This window comes from Vibrio sp. 1978 (assembly GCF_033344345.1).
Window position 1 is genome coordinate 38,385 of record NZ_JAWPOP010000005.1, and the last position, 16,167, is coordinate 54,551.

Genomic DNA, 16,167 nt, shown 5'->3' on the forward strand with positions numbered 1-16,167 from the left:
GCTTATAAATGATGATTAATATATAATTAGTTAATAATAAAACGATAAAAGTGAATCAAAATCACACTATTGTGCGTCAGGCGGAGTAAGCAAAACAGATTATATGGACTCGATACGTAAGGTTTATCAATATGCAGAACCAAACCTAACTCTCGTTGGCTGGATGGGGTTTCTTGGCTTTCCGCTGTACTACTTTGTCTGGGAGTTTGCCTTTCCACAGGCTTATGAAAATTTACCTCTTAGATTGTTTTGCTCGTTATTGTTTTTCGGCATCATTTTTAGAAACCGCTTATCATCGACTTGGAGAGATTATGTTCCTATTTACTACCAAGTGACGATAACGCTGTGCTTACCGTTTTTCTTTTTTTATATGTTACTGATGAATGACTGGTCCAATGTATGGGTTATGTCGTTTATGTCTGCAATTTTCTTACACATTTTACTGGTTCATGTTACTAGGGTCATGTTTGCTCAAACCTTTGCTGGGATAGGTTTAGCAACATTCTTCGCTTGGGTTGCAAAAGGGTTCCATCTTGACTTGACCATGGATTGGACTCATGTGCCAATCTTTCTGTTTATTTATGTCTTCGGTAATTTGTTCTATTTTCGTAACCAAGTTGAACATGAAGCGAAAGTCTCGCTGGCAAAATCATTCGGGGCAGGGATCGCACATGAAATGCGTAACCCGTTGAGTGGGCTTTGCACTTCAATAGATGTTATCCAGTCGATCTTGCCCAACATGAAAGAGGCAGGAAAAGAGCAGTACGTCATGAGTGTAGAGGATGTCACCTTATTACGTGAAGTGAGTCAGGATGCAATGAACATTATCCAATCGGGTAATGAAACCATCGATTTATTGCTAACTTCGATTGATGAAAATCGAGTTTCTCGTTCTAGCTTCAAAAAATATTCAGTTCACTCGGTCGTTGAACAGGCAATTGAAAGCTTCAGTTATAAACGTGCCACTGATCGATTTGCCATATCGCTGGATGCGAGAAGTGAGTTTGAGTTTCTAGGTAGTGATACATTACTTAAATACGTTATGTATAACCTCTTCAAGAATGCCTTCCATCACCGTAAATCTGAAGATTTTCACATACATGTATCCATGGTAAGTTCAGAACGCTTTAATCAAATTGTTGTAACCGATAATGGTGCTGGCATTGCTCCTGATGTTCTACGCAATATCTTTCAAGACTTTTACACCACTGGCAAATCAGGAAGTTATGGTTTGGGTCTACCGTTTTGTAAAAAAGTCATGCGTTCATTTGGGGGGAACATTGAGTGTCAATCTCAGTTAGGGGAGTGGTCTCAATTTACGTTAACTTTCCCACTAACGACATCTGATACCGTTACTGAAATCAAAAACGATCTGACTAAACTCAAAACCATTCTAACGGTGACTAGCCAAGATATCTTGGTGTCTAAAGTAACAGATATTAGCCGTTTTATGGGCTTTGACTCGACGATTTTAGATGCCAACCAAGTACTCAAAAAGAAAGAGTACGAGTTCGAATTCGATCTGATTTTTATCGATCTTGAGAGCTTAGATCCAAGAGCAAACCAATTGGATAGATTAGAATCTCTCTTGTCTTTCACTGAAGCACGCATAGTTTATCTTTTTGAGCATCATCCGACTCAGAGAGCACGTAAGGCTGCATATGAACCTATTTGGATCGAAACGCAAGCCTGGTTATTGAATACTAAACCAACTATTGAGCGTCTCTTATATGATTCAAGCTATGTATCGACACCAACGGCCTCGGTGACGTTAGATAATTCAAATAAGCGCACAATTATGGTCGTGGATGATAATGAATCTTTGCGTAAATTCACGGCAATGTTACTTGAAAAGCAAGGCTTTGAAGTGATTCAGAAAGAAGACGGGCAGCAGGCTCTGGATACACTAGAGCAAGAAGATGTTGATCTCATTCTGATGGATATCGAAATGCCAATTATGGATGGTGTAGAAGCGTCTAGGCGAATTCGAAGCTCGGATAAAAACTATGCGTCGGTACCTATTATTGCACATACAGGGGATAGTTCACCTGTCACGTTGGACAAAATTGGGTCTTCGGGTATGTCTGACTTCATCGTAAAACCGGCGGATAAAAATCGTTTGTTCGATAAAATCGCAAACTGGATCTAATCATTCGCGACTTGTTTTCTTGAGGCGAGTTGCTCACAACGAATAACACGAATAAAGAGCTCAGCAAAACTGTTGAGCTCTTTAGTTTTATCTACACACTAACTTACACAAACTCTAAGTCAGGGTGTGCAAATGCTTGTTGGCAGACAGTGAGTACATGATCAACTTCAGCAGCTGTCATGTCTGCATTGACTGAAAAACGGATGATGTTTTTGTTCCTTCCAGTTGCAGGGCGGCAAAACACTGCGCCGTAAACATTTCGCTCTTCGAGAAAGTCGCGGACTCGCTCAGTGTTTCTCTCGTTACCACATTCTAATGCGATAATTTGTGATTCACTGCGAATAGTAAATCCAATGCGTTTTAAACCAACGGCTAAAGACTTGGCTCTTTCAAACAGAATATCTCGCTTATCATCTGATTTTCTTATGACGTCCAGTGTTTTCTCTAGCCGAATGATCTCTTGCGGTAATACGGTAGAACTAAATATTGCAGGGTACGCCACAAATGGAAGCGTCTTCGCCAGTTTTTCTGGGCCTAAAATCGCGCCAGCACGATAAGCAAATGTCTTGGCAAGACTAACGGTAATAAAATCTACCTTATGAGTTAAGCCAAGACCCTGCAGTATCCCCGCACCTTGTGGACCGTGTGTACCTAAAGAGTGTGATTCATCTACAACCAGGCCGCAGTCAAACTCCTGTGCTATTTCGTAGATATCACGTAGAGGAGCGATGGTTCCGATAGTGCTGTAAACCGAATCCACAACAATGATCCCTGAACCGTGACGTGAAATCTGTTTTCTTAGGTGACTGGTGTTGTTATGCATGAACGGATGAATTTGTGCTCCGGCAATACGTGCGCCTTCCCACAAAGACATATGTGCAAAGAAATCAATGTACACAGGTATGTTCGGTGCACAAATAGTCTGCAATAAACCGACATTCGCAGCCCAACCAGATTGAGAAAGTAGACAACTAGGCATACCAACGAAACTGGCTAGTTGCGTTTCAAATACAGGTTTCGATTCATCGTCTTGTAAGAAAATCGCGGACATCACGGCGTTGTCATCGTGTTGGGAAATCGCATCACGATGCGCGTTTTGAATCTCCTTATTATGAGACAGTGCAAGGTAATCATTGCTTTGCAGGACAACGGCATTACACGGTGGGCGTTTACCAAGAACAAGGTGTTTTTTGTTCTCATTCGGTTCGATTAGATCTTGAATATAAAAATCTAGGCGTTCCTCGATAAAGGAGGGAAGTGGTTTGCTTTGTATAGTTTCACTCATAATAAATCTCTTCTTCATATGGAAAAACGCCAGCGCTGACACTTATTCATATTGAGGATTTTGGGGAGAGTGTCACTAACCAGGTTGCATAAGTTTGCAGACCCTTGCAAACTCGACATTTGAGGGTTGGATGGTGGCTGTAACTCTATAGGGGCCCGGGGTCTAAACTAGTTTGTGCTTAAAGTTTATACGGCGATTTTGCGGTGTTTTTTCGTGCTTCATATCTGGGATTTTGGATGAGGAATATAAAGTTTGAAAAGTGAAAAAAATGGGCGCATTAGATAACAAAAAAGGCGCGAAAATCGCGCCTTGAAACATGAGTAGATAAGAGACAAGCTTATCGCTTATTACGTAAATAGCGCTTACGACGCTCTTCTTTACGCTTCGCTTTTTCTTCTTCTTTACGGGCGGTCTCAATCTCGACTTCAATCAGCTCTTGAGTGATCATTTCTGGGCGTTCTAATGTAATTTGGCCCAAAGTGCCTTGACGAAGTTCGTGCAATAAGATCTCTGATACTTTGTGCAAGTCAACACGTCCACCTGCACGTAGTGCACCGCGGCGACGACCAATTTCTTCCATGATCTCGATATCTGATTCTGGAAGCTCTTCAATTTGATAACGCTCTTTAAGCTTGTCTGCATAATGAGCTGCTAGGTATTCAATGGTATAGAATGCGACTTCGTCATATTCCATCGCTGTATCTTTTACCGCGCCGGTAGCCGCAAGGCGGAAGCCACTGTGTGGATTTTCCACTTTTGGCCATAAAATTCCTGGAGTATCAGATAATACGATGCCATTTTGCAGGTTGATACGTTGTTGACGACGTGTAACCGCGGGTTGGTTACCTGTTACAGCGATTGTTCTACCTGCGAGGGTGTTAATGATCGTCGACTTTCCAACGTTTGGGATGCCCATGATCATGGTGCGAATGTTTTTACCAATTTCTTCTCGGTGTGGGGCAAGTTTGCGGCAAAGCTCCATGATTCGGTGCACTTCTTGTGGTTCAGAAGTCGTGATCGCCATTGCTTTTACATGTTGCTCTTGCTCCAAGTGCTCAATCCACAGTTGAGTTAATTCTGGATCGGCCAAATCACGTTTGTTCAAAACTTTAACGACAGGTTTGTCACCACGGATTTGAGAAATCAAAGGGTTTTCACTACTGAAAGGAATACGAGCATCCAGTACTTCGATGATCACATCCACTTGAGGGATTGCTTCTTCGATCTCTTTACGTGCTTTGTGCATGTGGCCAGGAAACCACTGGATTGAGTTATTAACCATTTGAATTTAATACCTTAATTTTTCTAATGCTCCAGCGGTTGTAAAAGTAGCAATGTGAATCTTGAGTGACACAATACTAGAACGCATTTTCTAAAACTGTGTTTACTTCAAGCTGCTCGAAACCGCGGAGTTGAGCTTTCTTTCATGTTAATACGCCAGTTTATCATGGAATGATGATGAATCATTCAAGATGAAAGTAAAAAGCTATGGCGTGCAAACCTAAAAGCACACATCCCTTATGTATACCGACTCGCAGTGAATATCCGTCTGGGTGAGAGACCGAACGCAAACACTGTGTAGTCAAAGGTGGATTGTGTTGTCAGATTGTTCTGACGAATTTTGGTTTTTTGGTTTTATATCAAAGCTTTATTTTTATTTCGCTATTGAGCGAAGTTTGACTTTTATCTGACAAAAACTAGTCTGAGCTTCCATTCAGAGGAAGCAGTCATGCTCAGTATTCTTAGAAGTATTACGGTATCGTCCGTCGCCTTAATTTTTTTAGCGAGTTCTTTTTGCTCAACTGCCAAACAGAGTCCTAAACCGAAGGTCATCGTTGGTGTTATTGCGCAAGACGAAGCTAAAGACTCGTTTGACGGTAGCGTTGGTCCTTCGTACGGAATTAGTCTTGAGTATTTGTCTAACATTACTAAAGCTTTGGATTATGAGTTAGAACTTCGGACTTACAAGCATATTCCGTCTTTACTTGCGGATGTCGAAAGCAAGAGGATTGATGGTGCGGTTGGATTTAGTAAAACAGCAGCAAGAGAAAAGCGTTTCTTGTTTTCGATGCCTTTTTTTTCGAGCACTATCGCTGTTTGGTATCGGAATGCCACTTACCGAGATAGTGATGCGCGTGATCTTAAATGGGTGTGTGTTGAGGGCAGTGTATATTGTGACAACCTCACTGAACGCGGTATCGATAAGATACATTACGTTAAAACACGTTTAGAGGCGTTTAATGAAGTTAAGCGAGGTAAAGCGAACGCGCTGATTTACACTTATGTTGGTATTACCCAATATTTGGATTTGAATGACATTGTAAAAGGGGTTGTCGATATTCCCAGTTGGTTGAAAAACGAAGAGGTGAGTTTTATCGCTTCGTTGGACAAACAACGTCTGATCGATGACATCAACAAAATCCTTCAGTGGGAGCAAAATGGAAAAAACATTCGCTCCGTCGCCTCGAAAAATCCTTACCATATCAGTGATAAGTTATTGGTAGATTACCGACGTAATCATCAAAACAAACTAGTGATAACTTACAGCAGCAGTGACGAAGCTTATCCGTTTCTCTACCGAGATTCGCAAACGGGTGAGTTAGACGGTTTCTTTCCAGACTTCATCGACTTATTGCAGTCTCGTACTGGCTTGAGCTTTAAGTATGTGAAACCGACGTCGAGCCTTTCCAATGGATTAACGGCATTTGATGCCGATATAGTCCCCATCTCTTATGTGGGTGATCTACCTAAGTCAGACTGGTTGTTCACTAAACCATTCATGCACAGTAATTACGTGGCTATCCAAGCGGAGCAGAGCAAGCGCGATAAATCTGCACTGAAAGAAGCGGGTATTCTGCTCACTTTGAAAAAGCAAGGGTTAGTTCATTTGGGCACTTGGCAGCAAGGCCAAGTTGATCATTATGATGATTTGAAAAAGCTGCTTACCGATTTGAAATCGGGCGTTTTGGATGTGGCTTACATTCCTGACGACATCGTTCACAACATGATTGCACAAGATCAAGTCGATGGCTTGGTGATCAATGCGGAGGACGTTTTGACGTTCTCTAATGCATTTGCGGTTGCAAACCACAATACACAACTTCAACACATGTTGAACAGCATCATCGAAACCATTGATTCTAACGAGATCGAAAAACTGCTGCGTTCTCACCGAAGCTTCAAACTGACTTATGGCTATGACGCGGAGCAGATCGCTACATTTGTTGTTGCTGGTTCATTCATATTCTGTCTCATGTTAATTGCGGCGTATTTCATCTTATCTCACATGCGACTTAAAGTGAGGTTAGCCGAATTTAATGCTGACAATGAGGAAGCGGAAAAGCAATGGCTGATGGACATAATCAAAGAGATCAATAGCTTGGTTTTTATCCATAGTGAAAATAACCATATGGAGATGAGTAATTGTGCCAACTACAACAGTAAACAGTGCCAACAATGTAAGTTGAAAAGTGATTCTACGCACGCTCCTCTGGTGAATAATTTTGATGAACTGACCACTGTTATTGCTGGAAAGCGTGTTTCAGAAGAGGTTGCCTCATCGGGCTGTGAACTTGATATTAAACATGTATATCGAGAACGCAAAGTCATCGCTTCTCCTAGCGGTAAGAACAAGTTTGTACTGACTGTTATTCAAGATATTACCCAGCAAAAAGAACGTGAGCAGGCGTTAATCGATGCGCAAAAAGAAGCGCAAACCGCGGTACGTGCGCGCGAAAACTTTTTGGCAACCATGAGTCACGAATTAAGAACGCCATTGTCGGCAGCACACGGCATCCTCGATTTGCTAAATCGCCAAGTGATGGCAGATTCAAATCGCGAGTTAATTGCCCAAGCCATACGCTCGCTCAATCATTTGAATACGCTAGTAGACGAAGTACTGGATTATTCAAAGTTAGAGGCAGGGCACTTAACCGTCGCCCCAGTTAAGACCGACTTGCTTAAAACCTTGTGCGATGTGTTTCGAAGCTTTGAACCACGAGCGCTTGCGAAAGGTTTGGATTACAAAGTGACAATCAAACCATTTTCGAATGCTTTCATTGAAATCGACGCGCTGCGATTGGTGCAAATTACCACCAATCTGCTCTCCAATGCGGTGAAATTCACTGCCGAAGGAGAGGTTGGAATCAGTGTCATTCTTCATGAAAAGCAGCTTATTTTGAAAGTGGCGGATTCAGGTATCGGCATGACGGATGACCAACTCGAAGGCATTCTCAATCCTTTTGTTCAAGCGGATGACACTATTACGCGTAAATATGGCGGTACTGGATTGGGGCTAAGCATTGTTGACCGATTGATCGACAGCATGGGCGGCGTGCTCTGCATCGATTCACAATTTGGCTTGGGCACGACGATTACCGTCAGACTGCCAATTGAGCATTGCGACTCTGAGCCAGACGTTTGTTTGAACTGGACGTATAGCGAGAGCTTACCACTTAATGTTCGCCAGTGGTGTGACGCGTGGAAAATGCGTCCAGCGACGTTAAAAACAATGGTGGCGAACCTTCACCCTATACACGACAGCGATGCCAGTTTTAATGGCCTAATGCTGCGTGACGAACAAAGGGTACTTGGCAGTCTTACGCTAAGAGAGCTTCAATATCCAGATACATTGTTCAATTTGCTCAGCCAAACGCAGCAAGAAACCAAGCTTAGTGACGCAAATCAAGAAGTGGTTTCTTGGGTTCTCGGCACGGTACTGGTCGCAGAAGATAATCCCATTAACCAAAGTGTGATAGCAATGCAGCTTCATGAACTTGGAATCGAACCTGTCATTGTGAATAACGGCCGCGAAGCATGGGAATACATCAACCAAGATGAAAACGTTGTGTTGCTGCTGACCGATTTTCATATGCCAGAAATGGATGGCTATGAGCTTGTTAGGCACGTGAAAAACTCCGAATTTAAAGCAATTCCAATCATCGGTGTGACAGCAGAAGATGCTCGTCTTGCCATTGAACGTACACAGGATATCGGCATTGATGATGTGCTCTACAAGCCCTATGACCTTAATCAATTAAAAACCGTTTTGATTCCATTTATTGGCGAAAAAGAGAGGGGTAGGCTGCCCGGCTGGATTAAACGGTTCAAAGCACAGGACGCAAAAGAGATTGCGCGCGTGTTTAGTCAATCAATGTCTACAGATATAAAAAACTTAAACGCCGCATCGACTGAGCGAGACAAAAAACGGGTCATTCATGGCATCAAAGGAGCGGTTGGGGCGATAGGGGTAAGCATGCTGACTGAGCTTTGTATTGAGGCAGAACGAGTTAGTGCTGCGGAGTTTGACAGGCGAACAGCGGAGCTAATTTTACGAATCGAGCAGGAGATCGAAAACATAAACTATTGGGTAGAGACAAATGAATACACAACTTAATGTGATGGTGATTGATGACCATCCGCTACAAACCACAATACTTTCGCAAATATTGGATCGCTATTGCGCGCAAGTCATCCCCTTTAACTGTGTGGATGCTGCTATTCAGAGTGTGCAGGAACAACATTTTGACGTAATTTTTTGTGATATCCAAATGCCCGGAAAAGACGGCATCGATATGATGGAAATGCTCGATAAAGTCCAGTACCAGGGGCAAGTTGTACTGGTCAGTGCAATGGAATTGACCATTATTTCTGCGGTAAGAGCCATGTGCGAGGGATTTAGTTTTGAAGTATTAGGGAAGCTGCCTAAGCCATACGATGAAAATGAAGTCGTTGATTTGTTAGGTAAAATAAAAGATGAAAAAGCGAAACAAGTCAGCTTTGCGCAACCTATTGAAGTGGAAGATCAAGAATTCCTGTTTGCTCTGGCTGAAGGGCGCGTGAAAAATTATTACCAGCCTTTAGTCGATGTGCAAAGTGGGAAAGTGCTTGGGTATGAAGCGCTCGCGCGTTGGAATCACCCCATTTATGGTGTGTTAGCACCTCATTATTTTTTGCCAATTGTAGAGCGTTGCCGCCTTTCAGGAGAGTTGTTTCAAGCTGTATTGAGTAATGTTATCTATGACATGAAACACCGCGGATTGACGCAAAACGTATCCATCAATGTAGACCATGAAAATTTAGAAGATACGGCGTTCTCTCACTACTTTTTACAGCAATGTTCAGAGAGCGAGATTGACCCATCACAAATCACCATTGAAATTACAGAGCGAGATACATTTCAGACTAGCGCGTCCCTGTACAAGAATTTACTCAAGTTGAGGATGAACGGTGTCACTGTCTCAATAGATGATTTTGGCACGGGTTCATCGACGTTTGAAAAACTGGCTCAACTGCCATTCAACGAGTTAAAAATCGATCGTTCGTTTGTACAAGGTGTCGAATGCGACATCAAAAAACGCAACATCGTTGTTGCTATTTGCGCGTTAGCGAAAAGTTTGAATATACGACTGGTCGCGGAAGGTATTGAAGACGAAGTCACACTGCAAGCGATACGTGAGTATGGGATTGATCTTTGACGATCATCCTCTCGTTTGTGTTGCAATCAAGTCGTTGTTGGAAGAGTTAGGTAAAACAAATGGGGTATTTACTGCAACATCAGCGAAGATGGCATTACAAATATTGAAAAAGGAAGAAATTCAACTGTTGATCTTAGATGTGAACTTGGCAGATTGCGATGGGTTTGATTTCTACAAACGTATCAAATCCCATGGTTATGAAGGCAAAGTCATTTTCTTCTCCGCTGAAACTAGCCAAATGTACAGCCAAATGGCTTTTCGTTCTGGCGCTGATGGCTATGTGTGTAAATCGGAAAATCACGACATTCTTAAAGACGCGATAGAAGCGGTAGAGAAGGGGTATACCTTCTTCAAATTTAAGCAAGTTGTTAACAGCGTTCGAGAAATGTCACAACTTTCAAGCAGAGAAAGTGCAGTAATGAAGTATTTACTACAAGGAAAGTCCAATAGAGAAATCGCTTCAGTGCTATCAATAAGTGATAAAACAGTCAGCACATACAAACGCCGTCTATTGGATAAATTTAACGTAAAGAACATTGTTGAGCTAACAAGAGTGGCGGGGGCGTAAGACCGCATCATGACACTTAAAAGTATCGCGTTGTCTCTTTTCATCGCAACATTACTATTCGTCACTTCTGTCACAATGATTGGTGCGGTGTTAATTTCTTATGAAGTAAAGCAGTTCAACACTTACGCGAATAATTTAGCCAAAATAAAACAAAAAGTAATTCTCATGGGGCTATTGACGGAAGCGCAGCTCGAGCAATACAAAGGCATGAGCGTGAGTGAAGTAGAAGCGCAAACAGAGCTGAGCTTTCAAGATGCGATTTACTCCCTGTCACCTTATGAAAAACTTAATTACGTTGAAGCTGTTGCACGGAAATCGCTTCATCAGGCTGAAGCGTATTTATCAAATGCGTTCAATCGACAAAATGCCGTTATGTATTTTCGTTCTTATACTGGAAACAAACTCATCTTAGAGAGACCGATTGAAGCGTTAGAGGGAGTGAAAGCCACATTTGATGTTGATTGGTGTAAAAGTAATTATTCTTGTGTGTTAGCTGCGTGGAAAGAGCAACTGACGGACCGGGTATTGTTTTCCCTACCATTTAAAACGACATACTCCGATGACATGGCGATAAGCATCATGAGTCCGGTTTACTTTCAAGGTGAGTTAGTGGGGGAGTTCTCGGAACAATTGTACCTCTCGCCGCTTTATAATGATGGGAAAGCGGTGGATGTTCAAATAGCGAATGGGAACAAGCAAATGGTGATTTATTTCGCTGGCTACCCCTTTCCATCATTCGCGTACACCCAATCATATGTCGCAGACAACAACAATCTTATCGTTTACATGTACCCATTCAGTAAAATTGTATTGGATTACGTGTTCTTGTTTATCATCTTCTTTTTCGTAACCTTAGCGTATTACAACAAAGCTTATGAATCTAAAGAGAGCAAACTTCGCCTCGCGAAAGCACTGACGAACGTGACGAAAGATGATTTAACGGGATTGTTTAACCGCAGAGTCTTTCAAGATAGCGAGTTCAAACGTCGTTTGGAAACCGCGCCATATTCCGTCATTGCAATAGATGGCGATAGGATCAAGCGAATCAATGACCATTACGGTCACCATGTAGGGGACGAAGTTATTGGAATTATTGCTGATGCCATGTCTAAAGTGTTTCGAAATAGTGATTATCTAGTTCGAACTGGTGGTGATGAGTTTGTTGCGATTCTGCCGGGTTGCAGTATCAGTCAATCTTCAATATTGGCGAAGAAGCTTCGTAGTGTCGTTAAAGATAACCGACTAAAGACCTTGGATATCGAAATTAGTGTGAGTACTGGTATCGCGGCGAATGAGTTACACGAAACGCTTCAGGACGTTATTGTACGTGCAGATGAAGATCTCTATGAGATGAAAAAACACAGACAAAAGTCCCATTAAGCAGGTCTAGTATTGACTAAATGTTAAGTTACGGAACATAACCATGACATAACTGTTTGATTAATTTGACCAAACAGAATGAGTGGTCTTTTATATTAGAGCTGTCAACAAATAGTGATTGCTCTATTTATTCTCGACCTTACATCTGGTGTCGCACGTGAACAAAGATCTCGACTTAAACTTACTTAAAATACTTGTCTTACTGGATAAGCACCGTCAGCTCAAGCCCGTTGCGAAAGCGATGGGGAAGAGCGAAGCGTCAATTAGCAAATACCTTGCCCGATTGCGACTCCAGCTAAACGATGAATTGTTTATTCGGCATCCTCACCACATGGAACCGACGGACTATTTAAAACGTCAATTACCTAAAATTTCCGATGCACTCGAGAAGCTTGAAACTTGTCTAATTAGAGATGAGTTTGAACCGGAAAATTACGAAAAAGACATCACCATTTGTTTACCGCAAACCGCTCAATACTCATTTGGGCATTTACTTGCAATGGATTTAATGGCGCTGTTTCCCAAGGCGCACATTTCGATAGCAACGATTACAGAGTATACGATAGAAGAGATAATCCTAGGCAAAGTGGATGCGCAATTACATTACTTCAACGAGGATGTTCCGAAATCTGTTTATCAGAAGTTCATCGGCTATGCGCCTGCTGTGGTAGTTGTCCCTGAAGAGCTGGGAATTACCACTCTGGAAGAAGCGGCCAAACTTCCCTTTATCATGTTAGAGATTATCGGTTGGAAAGAGAAAGAGCAGCTCGTTAAGCGTGCAATGGAAAGCCACGGTATGGTCATCAACCGTATTGCGGCTCTAGACAACGTAAGCAGCGTATTGAAGCTAATTAAGCAAAAAAGCGCCGCAACCGTGCTACTTGAATATCAGGCGCCAATTGATGGATATAAATTTATAAGAGTGCCAGAGCATTTTTACCCAGATGGCTGGCCAAAAGTGGTTGTACAGGTGAAGCAAAGCTTAAGACATGATGCAATGCACCAGTTGTTAATCGGTGCTATTGCAAAATACATGAGCGCTTAGCGGCAAAACTCAATGTTTTCTGACTGAGGAATAGTATGCAGAAGTTCAATCAACGTGTCCGCATGGTACTTTTTCAGAATACGCGTTTTGTAGGTGCTGATTGTTTTAGCGCTGAGTGAAAGTTGTTCAGAAATCTTCTTATTTGAGTAGCCTTGTACAAGATAATGGAACACCATGGCTTCGCGATTTGAAAGTGTTACGTTACCCGACGATGGTGTGTGAGTCGACTTAAACATTGAGTAACCGCGTGAAACACTCACAATTGCGTCGATAATGGTCTCTCTTGTTTCATGTTTGCTTAAGAAGCCGTTTGCGCCCATTTCGTACGCTGCTTTAGAAAGACTCGAGTAGTCGCGTGAAGAAACAAATAACAGTCGGCCACGATATCCCGTCGCTAAAATGTTTTTGGCTAAACGCATACCATCGCGGTCGCCAAGCACTACGTCTAGAATAATCAAATCAATCTTTTGGCCTCGAACAAGATCCATCACTTCCGCACTGTCAGTGGTTTGAATCACTTCAGCTGCGTTGATTACGGATTCAACTAGAGAAGCAAGTGCTTCGCTATACAATGGTTGAGCGTCGATAATAAGAACATTATTCAAAGTTAACCTCACCTAATACATCAACTAGTGTGCTGTCAGGCGACAGCGCAATTGGATGAATAGGATTGTAGGAAAAACCTTGCTAAGAGGAAGGAAAATGACTCTTTCCAAAAGTGAAAATCAGTGTCTTGATTATGGGAATAACGAGCTCAGGTATTGAAGCACCTAGTGATAGGATAATTGCTTAAAACTTACGCTGACAGAAAACTAACAAACTGAAAGTATTCTTTCAGTGTTCTATGCCTTCAGATTTTCTTGTGATGTTTCTAGCGCTTCGATTTAAACCCGTGTGTTAGCAAGCGCAGTTTTATACCAAGCCACTTGAAGAGAGCTTGTTCTACACCAGGCATGAGCACGCTAGCCAACTTTGTACTGATATCTGTTGGATAGGTTTGGCTATTGACGCTGAACATCACTTCAAATTATTTCTAAACTTTTCATTGACTCTGCCGCTAAAAGTGGAGGTGTTAATTCGCACTTTGGCCACTCATAATGTCGTGTTCAAAAATGAGACAATTTTACATGGTTTGGTATGGAAATGTGCGTTAGCCGTCCTTTTGATGGTTTACAAATTTTGTTGTAACGACTAAAAAGGACTTTTGGATTTTTAGCCAGAGAATGGCTTCTCATGGCGTTTGCATCAAACTTTTTCTGATGCGTATTTTTGGTTGGATAATTGGCTTTATGAGTAACGTAACCAGCACCATTTTGACAGAAAGTGGTACCAATGAGCTTGAAATCATCGAGTTTCATTTAGAAAAAACATTGCCAGATGGCAGCACAAAAACTTGTTATTACGGCATTAACGTTGCGAAAGTACGAGAAGTGATTCGCGTGCCAGAAACAACCGATTATCCAAACGCACAACCTCATATGATTGGTGTGTTCTCATCCAGAGATGTACTGACGCCTTTAGTGGATTTAGCTGGTTGGTTAGGTGTGCCAACACGACAAGATCTGGAGCGCAAGTTTGTAATCGTTACGGATTTCAACAAAATGACCAATGGCTTCTTAATTGACAGCATTTCGCGTATTCATCGTATCTCTTGGAATGATGTGGAATCACCAAGTCAGTTTTTGGAAGCGGGCGAACAAGATTGTGTAGTAGCCGTTGTCCGTAAAGAAGGCAACCTGATCATGATTCTCGACTTTGAAAAAATCATCGCAGACATCAACCCAGAATTGAGTATGGAAAAATACGATGTGAAAGGGGACAAGTCGGTGGATCTCAACCAGAGAATGGTCGGTAAGCGTAATGCTAAAACGATCATGGTGGTGGATGACTCAGCATTTATTCGCTCTTTGATCCAAGATACATTAGCTTCTTCAGGCTACAATGTGATCACATGTAAAGACGGTGGTGAGGCGCATGAGAAGTTGATGAGCTTGATCGAGGTTGCGAAAGAAGAAAACTTGCCAGTTAAAGAGCTATTAGATGCGGTGGTTACGGACGTAGAAATGCCTCGAATGGATGGTATGCACTTAGTGAAGAGACTACGCGATACCGAAGCGTTTCATGAAATGCCGATCATTATGTTCTCGTCATTGATGAGTGAGGATAACCGAGCGAAAGCACTATCTCTTGGCGCAAATGATACGATTACCAAGCCAGAGATTGGCCGCATGGTGAATATGATGGATAAATACGTGTTTAACTTTGCGTAAAAAACCGATCAGATGAAACAAATAAGGCTGCCGATTGGCAGCCTTATTTTTATTGAGGGCAGGGAAGAATATCTAAGGTGTAACTCTCGTTTGGAGTCTGCGGTGGCCCATATAAAATTCCACATTGTGTAAGGCTAGCTCTTTTTTCGTCGGCTGCCGCAATGACCATTTCGCGAGTTGTTGAACCAGCCGGGTGATGAAATGTTTTCCAATCCGAGTCTTCTTCGTTCAGTCCTTGCACGAGTAACTTCATCGATTCGCTATCAGAATCAGGATATCCATATAAAAAAACACAGCGCTTTGAACCACCAATATTACAGCCGTCAAATGGTAAATCTGCCATTAAAGCACTGTCTACGAAGTTTGAAACGTAAGGCTTGCTTTCCAATCCCGCAATCGCCATTTTCCCATAACCGACGCCTAATGCTGACGCAATAGCGCCTTTCATTCCTTCCAAACGAGCTTCACGTGCATCACTTTGAAGGTTTAAAAAGCGTGGCGCGGCAGTGACAGCAAGAATACCGAGCACGACAATAACTACGACTAACTCTATTAGAGTAAATCCCGTTTGTTTTTTCATATTATTTTCACAGCAAGTTAAAGGTAGAAAAACACTGACCGTACACTTGTTTATTGTGTAAATAAGTACGGTAATGATAAATCGATCAGTAGTATAAAGAGGTGAGTTGTAAAGTGCTATACCGACGCCGCACTAATTGACTGAATCCATTAAATGCAATGGAGAATTCATGGGTCTAATTCTGCTAGATTTTAAGAGGTCATTAATTCCGCTGAAGAAATGCTGCGTGAACAGGCGAGCATGAATCCTCTTCGATGTAAGCAAACATGTACATCAGCGGAATGAAATACAAAATGCAAATGAGGGCGAACCGCACAAATGGATTGTCTTTTTATTCACTTTGATGAATGCTACGCGGAATTCATATCGCAGTATGCCTGAGGTATTCATCATGCGAATGTGCTTTGGTTTTGT

Annotated in this window: 11 protein-coding genes; 7 read left to right on the plus strand and 4 right to left on the minus strand. The window is 42.1% G+C overall.

Going from position 1 to position 16,167, the window contains the following annotated elements:
• Window positions 1–103 precede the first annotated feature (103 nt).
• Window positions 104–2,149: a hybrid sensor histidine kinase/response regulator gene (locus R8N49_RS06775; protein ID WP_258489305.1), complete on the plus strand. Its 2,046-nt coding sequence runs from the start codon at window positions 104–106 to the stop codon at window positions 2,147–2,149.
• 103 nt (window positions 2,150–2,252) lie between these two features.
• Here R8N49_RS06775 and cqsA read toward each other — a convergent pair whose 3' ends face one another.
• Both cqsA and ylqF read right to left on the minus strand, forming a co-directional pair.
• Window positions 2,253–3,434, minus strand: a complete 1,182-nt coding sequence (gene cqsA, locus R8N49_RS06780; RefSeq protein ID WP_318111904.1) for an alpha-hydroxyketone-type quorum-sensing autoinducer synthase — start codon at window positions 3,432–3,434, stop codon at window positions 2,253–2,255.
• A gap of 337 nt (window positions 3,435–3,771) precedes the next feature.
• Entirely contained in the window at window positions 3,772–4,716 is a 945-nt protein-coding gene (gene ylqF, locus R8N49_RS06785; RefSeq protein ID WP_005376521.1) for a ribosome biogenesis GTPase YlqF, read from the minus strand.
• Between the two features lie 447 nt (window positions 4,717–5,163).
• Here ylqF and R8N49_RS06790 point away from each other — a divergent pair, with 447 nt between their 5' ends.
• The 5 genes from R8N49_RS06790 to R8N49_RS06810 all read left to right on the plus strand — a co-directional run bounded on the left by R8N49_RS06790 (window position 5,164) and on the right by R8N49_RS06810 (window position 12,903).
• A complete protein-coding gene (locus R8N49_RS06790; protein ID WP_186585362.1) occupies window positions 5,164–8,829 on the plus strand; it encodes an ATP-binding protein in 3,666 nt (1,221 codons plus the stop codon).
• Window positions 8,813–9,910, plus strand: a complete 1,098-nt coding sequence (locus R8N49_RS06795) for an EAL domain-containing response regulator (protein WP_318189902.1) — start codon at window positions 8,813–8,815, stop codon at window positions 9,908–9,910. The genes R8N49_RS06790 and R8N49_RS06795 overlap by 17 nt, the downstream gene beginning before the upstream one ends.
• Window positions 9,894–10,478, plus strand: coding sequence for a response regulator transcription factor (locus R8N49_RS06800; protein WP_318189903.1), 585 nt, complete (start codon window positions 9,894–9,896; stop codon window positions 10,476–10,478). The genes R8N49_RS06795 and R8N49_RS06800 overlap by 17 nt, the downstream gene beginning before the upstream one ends.
• Window positions 10,479–10,487: 9 nt before the next feature.
• Window positions 10,488–11,858, plus strand: a complete 1,371-nt coding sequence (locus R8N49_RS06805) for a GGDEF domain-containing protein (RefSeq protein ID WP_258489303.1) — start codon at window positions 10,488–10,490, stop codon at window positions 11,856–11,858.
• Window positions 11,859–12,015: 157 nt separating this feature from the next.
• Window positions 12,016–12,903 (plus strand): LysR family transcriptional regulator, encoded by an 888-nt coding sequence (locus tag R8N49_RS06810; protein ID WP_017635345.1) that lies wholly within the window; start codon window positions 12,016–12,018, stop codon window positions 12,901–12,903.
• Here the strand turns inward: R8N49_RS06810 and R8N49_RS06815 are convergent.
• Window positions 12,900–13,508, minus strand: a complete 609-nt coding sequence (locus R8N49_RS06815; RefSeq protein ID WP_017821556.1) for a response regulator transcription factor — start codon at window positions 13,506–13,508, stop codon at window positions 12,900–12,902. The genes R8N49_RS06810 and R8N49_RS06815 overlap by 4 nt on opposite strands.
• A 684-nt stretch (window positions 13,509–14,192) precedes the next feature.
• On the opposite strand from R8N49_RS06815, the gene R8N49_RS06820 reads away from it, so the two are divergent.
• On the plus strand, window positions 14,193–15,173 hold the full coding sequence (locus R8N49_RS06820; RefSeq protein ID WP_025998672.1) for a chemotaxis protein: 981 nt from the start codon (window positions 14,193–14,195) through the stop codon (window positions 15,171–15,173).
• Window positions 15,174–15,222: 49 nt separating this feature from the next.
• Here R8N49_RS06820 and R8N49_RS06825 read toward each other — a convergent pair whose 3' ends face one another.
• On the minus strand, window positions 15,223–15,753 hold the full coding sequence (locus R8N49_RS06825; RefSeq protein ID WP_005376513.1) for a prepilin-type N-terminal cleavage/methylation domain-containing protein: 531 nt from the start codon (window positions 15,751–15,753) through the stop codon (window positions 15,223–15,225).
• Window positions 15,754–16,167: the final 414 nt, after the last annotated feature.